Here is a 6,320-nt window from a genome sequence, read left to right as displayed (position 1 = left end):
GTTGTGCATGGCCGTTGGCCAAATTGAACCTCATTGCGATGGTGTTCCTGGGGCGGCGCAACCCTCGCAAATGCTCGGTTTGCTTGCCCCAGGCTATGGATATGCATGCCCTTTGGGCAAAAAGCGACTTGTGTAGATACCTATGCCCGTGTGGAGGGGAGGGTTTCCGCTGCCCTGCACCTACCGATGCCAACCACGGTGCCGAAGCACCCGTCCCGCGTCGTCGCAAACTCCTCCGCGACCCTCCCAGGGGACATCGATTGTATAAGTGTCGGGTTTGATTATCGCGCGAGGCGCCCAGACTTTTACAGCGTGGGCCCTCTCTGGCATTTGCTTGCTGCGCAAACGCCGTCTCTCCCAGAGGGAGTGAATCTAAATTGGTTGCGGAAAGCTGCCGTAATACAATCGACGGCCCGGCAGGAGGGTGAATCAGCGTTTCGCCGTGAATGACGACGGCTGACGTCGAATCGGCTGGAGTCAGCAGATTTGCGATTTGGGATCGTGTCGGGCTCTCCTTTCTTGGGGAGGCTTGCCATACAATGATCGATCCAGTTGGGTCCAGTCCGGCGGCACGGCGATTTCAGCAACCCCCTTTTGATGTCCATGAGCGAATTAAAACGCGAACTTTACCCGCCGGAGGAATTCGACGATTTGGCAGGGATCGATGCGGAAGGGGATCCCGAATCGGGCAAACCGCTCTCTCGGAAAGACTTTCGACGTCAAAAACGAAAACGTCGCCGCAAGGTGATGTTGGCCGTCTTGCCGACCATGCTGACGCTGGGCAACGGCGTCTGCGGTTTGGGGGCGATCGCCGTGGCTATCAGCGGCCCGGAGTTGGATTGGCCGCTGGAACAGAAACTGTTTGCGTCGGGAATGTTGATTTTTGGCGGGATGCTGTTCGACGCACTCGACGGATCGGCGGCGCGGATGACGGGTCAGGAGACCGAGTTCGGCGCTCAGCTGGACAGTTTGTGCGACGCGGTCACGTTCGGAACCGCTCCGGCGGTGATCATCTGGCGGATCACCGATGCGTTGCCTCAGCGGTTTCTCTGGGCCGCCGGGGTGCTGTTCACCTTGTGCGTGTTGATTCGCCTGGCCCGTTTCAACGTGGAGACAGGCGAAGACGATTCGCATGAGACGTTCGAAGGGCTGCCCAGCCCGGCGGCTGCGGGAACGTTGGCCGCGTTTGCGATCGCCATGCCGGACTTAAAAGATCTGGCGAGCAACAAGATCTACCACGAATACATCCAAGTCGTTGCCAACGCTGCGCTGGTCGCTTCGCACTACTTCATCCCGGCGCTTGCCGGCGTCTTGGCCTACCTGATGGTATCTCGATTCCAGTATCCCCACCTCGTTGCCCAGTGGATGAAGGGCCGTCGCACGACGCACCAGATTGGACAAGCGATGTTTGCCGTCGGCGGCGTCTTTCTGTTGCACTGGCTGGCGCTGCCGATCGCGTTTTGTTATTTCGCGTTTGCCGCACCGCTGCGATCATTGATGCGCTCTTGGCGGGGCCAGAACGGCGTGAAGGAGTAGCCTTTTCCGCTCGACGCTGTGAAGCATTTTTTAGCGGTAGGGCGCGAGCCCTCCGGTGTATAGGCAACGATGAAGAATTGGAGGGCTCGCGCCCTGCCGCTCAATCGACTAGGTTTTGACCAGCGATGGGCCCGTAGGCTCGCGCCAAACGGCTGATCATCGTTTCACATCCGCCGGTTCGCGCTAGCGTCCGGGCGGCGCATGAATCTCGATTTAGCGGTATTGGGCTCGCGCCCTGCCGCTAAAACCTCACGAAACAACGGGGAAAAATGCTTCACAGCGTTAACTAAAACGACGTGGGCAAGGGTGGCAGTGTTCCCGCTGCCGGATCGGGCTCGGCGGTGACGGACCATTTGTCAGACCCGACGGCTTGGTAGGTGATTCGGTACAGCACCGTCTGGAATCCATCGTGGTGCGAGTATTGATACGAGACGCTGCTGTCGGTCGGGTTTCCGGTTTCGATCCGTTGGCAAGCGATCGCGAGCACGGTGGTCGGCCCGCGTGACCGGGCTTCGCTGCGTAATCTGGCTTGTTCAATTCTCAGCGACGCGGCGAGTTGGCGCGCATGCACCGCCGCCATACCGGTGGTTGTCAGAATCAGCAGCATCACCACCAACATGGCATATCCGCGTCTTCGGCTGGGAGGGCGTCGATGCGTCATGGTCTAGATGTTGGGGGTGTTGAAGACGTAGGTTTCGGTGATCGCGCCGAGTTGGAACGCAAGTGTGATTCGCAGTTCGTTACCGATCACTTCGAAATTGACCGAGTCGACCAGTTGTGCGACCACGTTGGTCCGTCCATTTTCCAAGTCTGAACGAATCAGTTGTCCGTCGGATTCGAAATACAGGATGACGCGATCGGGCGAAATCCAATCGGCCGATCCGTCCAGATCCGAATCGAAACAAAGTCGCAGTTCATCGGCGGTGGGGATCATGCTGTCGACCAGGCGCCAGCGGTTCCGGTCGCCGGTCGGGCTGTCCGGATCATTGCCGCCGAAATCACGTCGGAACGCTTCGATCGCCAACCTCGCTTCGCCCGCGATCCTGGTCCGGGCGATGTTGTCGGCCATGTTGCGAGTCATGTCCATCGTCACCCCGGCCGCCACCATGGCGATCATCGCGGCCATCACGGACCCGATCGTGACCTCCAACAAGCTCATGCCGTTGCGGCGTCGTTGAAAGCGCGGTGGGGAGTTGCTTGTCATCAATCCAACTCCACCGTGACTGTGGCGCCGCCACCGATCGTCGTCGTGATCGGGGTGACGACTTCGACCGACCGACGACATCGCAGCATCACGGCGTCAGCGATCAACCAATCGCCCGAACGGGGCCAGCCGTAGAGCAGTACATGCACGGTGCTATTGCGGAACGTGTAGACACCCAACCGTTCCCACCATTTTCCGGCGTAGTCGAAGTCATGTTCGATTGCTCGTTGGTCGACGTACACGGGTGCCGCCCACCCGCCATTGAAGACATAGTGTGGAACGGCGGATCCGAACTGTCCGGGGTACGATTTCTTCTTTTCCGGCACGAAGGTGAACACTTCGTAGTCGCCCGGGGGAACGCCATAAAAGGAAAACAGAGCGTACGATCCGACGGAGGTCGGTGTTTGAATCTCATGGACGGTTGACCGATAATCGCCCGGGTGTCCTCCGTATTCTTCCCAGTCGTCGCCTCCGTAGGCTCTGTAGGTGTAGAACCCGCTGCTGTCCTCGTTGTCGCGGATTTCCAGAAAGCCTTCATTGAGCGGGTAGTTGGGAACGGGCGCCGCGACGGCATCGGTTGTGATGTCGGCGTAGACGCCAAATTTTTTCATCCATGCCGCTTCCGAAGGGCTGCCGCCGGTGACGGGATTGATCGAGGCGATTTCGTCAGCGGGAAGCATTTGTCCCAGTCGTGCCGTCTGGCGTGATTGGATCACTGACAGGCTGTACAGTCCGCTGATGCCGATCGACAGCAGCACCATCGCCACTTGGACTTCCAAGTAGGTTGATCCGCGTCGGCTGGCTCGGGTGCGTCCGATTTGACTCATCGCTGCCTGCCTCAGAACCCGGGTGAGATGGTGGGGCTTTCGCCGAGGACGGGGTTGAATCTGCCCTCGACGTCTCCCGTGATCTGACCGGTTTCGTCGATCTGGAAATCACCGCTCCAGGCTCCGTTGAAAACGGGATTACCGGCGCCGTTGAAACTTCGCCGCCGGGCCTGGGCGGTGAATCCGGCGGCATCGGCGGCGGTGATCGAAAACTCATAGCGGGGCGATGCGTCGAGCAGTTCGTTGTCGACCAGTTCGTCGTCGATCAACTCCTGCAGCGTGTTGGCGTAGGTGCGGTTTTCTAGCCAATAGAATCGCTGTGCCGAAGCGATCGAGCGGAGACTCGCGCCGGCCAGATCGGCGTGCGACTGTTCCATCGTTTGGACGACGCTGGGTGCGGCGAAGGTCAACAAGACGGCCAGGATCGTCATCGTGACGATGACTTCGATCAGCGAGAACGCGTGGCGTTTGGGTTTCCGGTCGCGGGTCATTTGACGTTCCCCGCCATTTCGAACATCGGGATGTAGATCGCCAGCATCACGACGCTGATCACGGCCCCCATGACCATGATGATCGCCGGTTCGGCCAGCTTGGTGACCCGCGACATGAACGCTTGTGTCTTTTCGCGATAGTACGGCGCGATCTCTTCCATCACCCGGCCCAGTTGTGCCGATTCTTCGCCGACCCGCACCGCGTTGACCATCATGGACGTGAACAGCCCTGATTCTTCCAGGCCATCGGCAAGGCTTCGACCGGCAGCCATCCGGTTTTTGGCGTACTCGATGGCTTCGCGGTACGGCGGTTGGGCGGCAAACACGTCGGCAACGGTTTGCATGGTTTCCAACATCGGGACGCCGCTTTTGAGCAACAGTGCCAGGTTGGACGCGAACCGATACATCGACGACTGGATGACCAGGTCGCCGACGACGGGGATCGCGACCATGACACTGATCGAGCGCCGGCGGCCCGCTTCGGTGTTGAGCCAACGTTTGAAAAAGTAGCCGCCGACACAGAAGCCCGCGACGATGTACAAGCCATACGCGGCGACTTGATCGCTGATGTCCAACACGAAGACCGTGATGCCGGGCAATTCCGCACCCATCTCTTTGAACATGTCACCGAAAGTCGGGACGACGAACCAGAGCATCGCGAACACGACCAGGACGGCGACAAAGATCAACACGCAGGGATAGATCATCGAACCGATGAATTTGCTGCGCGTGTCGGCGGCTTCGCGGATCTGGCGATTCAAGTCCACCAAGACCTCATCGAGTTTCCCCGTCGCTTCACCGGTTGCGATCATCGCGACCCAGTGCATGGGGAACATGTCGGTGGTCGCTTCGATCGCCGTATGAAGCGGCATTCCCGACGCGACCCGTTCGGCGACCTCTTCCATCACCGCCTGCAGCGTCTTGCTTTGGTTTTGTTCGGCGGACACGTGCAAGGCGCGCAGCAGCGGGGTCCCGGAGGCGAGCAGCGATCCGAGTTGCTGGAAGAACGTCATCTTGTCGTCCAGGCTGGCGCGTCCGTGCTGTTTTGCAGAGACTCGTGCGCGAGACAAGAACCAGGCGTCGAGAGACATGGCAAGTCCTGGGGTTAGTGATCGTTACACAGGCTGACGGCTTCTTCCAAACTGGTCAGGCCTTCGGCGACCTTTGCCGCGGCACTTTGCGAAAGCAGCTTCATGCCGTCTTCCACCGCGGCGCGTTTCATGGCGCCGACCGACTCGCCGGCTTGGATCATGTCCTTGAGTTGTTGGTTGATGCGAATCACCTCAAACACGGCCAGCCGACCCTTGTATCCGATGTTGCGACAGCGATCGCATCCGCCGGCGCGGAACACCGGGATCTCTCGTGGGATCGCATAACGTTCGCTTGATTCTTGATCCAGTTGGTAGGGGACTTTGCATTCGTCGCAAAGCCGCCGCACCAGTCGTTGGGCGACGAGCAAGCGGAGGGTGCTGGCCAACAAGAAGGGTTCGATGCCCATGTCTTGCAACCGTGTGATACTGCTGAGCGCGTCGTTGGTGTGCAGCGTGGAGAACACGAAGTGTCCGGTCAACGCGGCACGCATGCAGATCTCTGCTGTCTCGTCGTCGCGAACCTCACCGACCATGATCACGTCGGGGTCTTGTCGCAGGAACGCCCGCAAGGCGCTGGCGAACGTCAGCCCGACTTTGGCGCGCGTTTGGACCTGGTTGATGCCGCCGAACTTGAATTCGACCGGGTCTTCGACCGTGCAGAGGTTCGTTTTTTCGTCGTTGAGTGCGTTCAGACAGGAGTACAGCGTGGTGCTCTTTCCGCTACCGGTCGGCCCGGTGACGAGCATCAAACCGTGTGGGCTGCGGATCGATTCGGTCAGATCCTTGAATTGCCGCGAGTCCATGCCCAGCATCGACAGGTCGTGCGGGAGTGCGTTTTTGTCCAACACACGCATCACGATCTTTTCGCCGAACACGGTGGGGCAGGTGTTGACCCGCATGTCCACGCGGTGCTCGCCGGTTCGCAGGGCGATCGCGCCGTCCTGCGGCACCCGTCGTTCGGCGATGTCCATTTTGCTGAGCACTTTCAGTCGGCTGATGACCGAGTTGAGCAGCGGCATCGGTGGCGGTTGAACCTCGGACAAGACGCCATCGACGCGCAACCTGACGCGACAATCCTCTTCGTAGGGTTCGATGTGAATGTCGCTGGCGCCGGTGGTCAGGGCCTGTTCGAAGATGCTGTTGACGTAGCGAATGATGCGTCCGTCTCGTC

The 6,320-nt window shown here is 59.6% G+C and carries 7 protein-coding genes; 1 reads left to right on the top strand and 6 read right to left on the bottom strand.

Annotation, left to right across the window (positions count from 1 at the left end):
- Positions 1-603 precede the first annotated feature (603 nt).
- A complete protein-coding gene (locus ABX749_RS17495) occupies positions 604-1,536 on the top strand; it encodes a phosphatidylcholine/phosphatidylserine synthase (RefSeq protein WP_372897094.1) in 933 nt (310 codons plus the stop codon).
- Positions 1,537-1,822: 286 nt separating this feature from the next.
- Here the strand turns inward: ABX749_RS17495 and ABX749_RS17490 are convergent, their stop codons facing one another.
- The 6 genes from ABX749_RS17490 to ABX749_RS17465 form a co-directional block, all read right to left on the bottom strand.
- Entirely contained in the window at positions 1,823-2,197 is a 375-nt protein-coding gene (locus ABX749_RS17490) for a hypothetical protein (protein WP_145209920.1), read from the bottom strand.
- Positions 2,198-2,200: 3 nt separating this feature from the next.
- Positions 2,201-2,740: a hypothetical protein gene (locus tag ABX749_RS17485; protein WP_372897093.1), complete on the bottom strand. Its 540-nt coding sequence runs from the start codon at positions 2,738-2,740 to the stop codon at positions 2,201-2,203.
- Complete coding sequence (locus ABX749_RS17480) at positions 2,740-3,567, bottom strand: hypothetical protein (protein ID WP_372897092.1); 828 nt, start codon at positions 3,565-3,567, stop codon at positions 2,740-2,742. The genes ABX749_RS17485 and ABX749_RS17480 overlap by 1 nt, the downstream gene beginning before the upstream one ends.
- A gap of 11 nt (positions 3,568-3,578) precedes the next feature.
- Positions 3,579-4,058: a type IV pilin protein gene (locus ABX749_RS17475; protein WP_372897091.1), complete on the bottom strand. Its 480-nt coding sequence runs from the start codon at positions 4,056-4,058 to the stop codon at positions 3,579-3,581.
- Positions 4,055-5,149, bottom strand: coding sequence for a type II secretion system F family protein (locus tag ABX749_RS17470; RefSeq protein ID WP_145209908.1), 1,095 nt, complete (start codon positions 5,147-5,149; stop codon positions 4,055-4,057). Before ABX749_RS17470 ends, ABX749_RS17475 begins: the two co-directional genes overlap by 4 nt.
- Positions 5,150-5,163: 14 nt before the next feature.
- The coding region (locus ABX749_RS17465; protein ID WP_372897090.1) for a GspE/PulE family protein at positions 5,164-6,320 on the bottom strand (1,157 nt) is incomplete at its 5' end.

Source organism: Stieleria sp. (assembly GCF_041595215.1).
GTDB classification, from domain to species: domain Bacteria; phylum Planctomycetota; class Planctomycetia; order Pirellulales; family Pirellulaceae; genus Stieleria; species Stieleria magnilauensis.
This window is presented reverse-complemented; position numbering and strand designations above follow the sequence as displayed.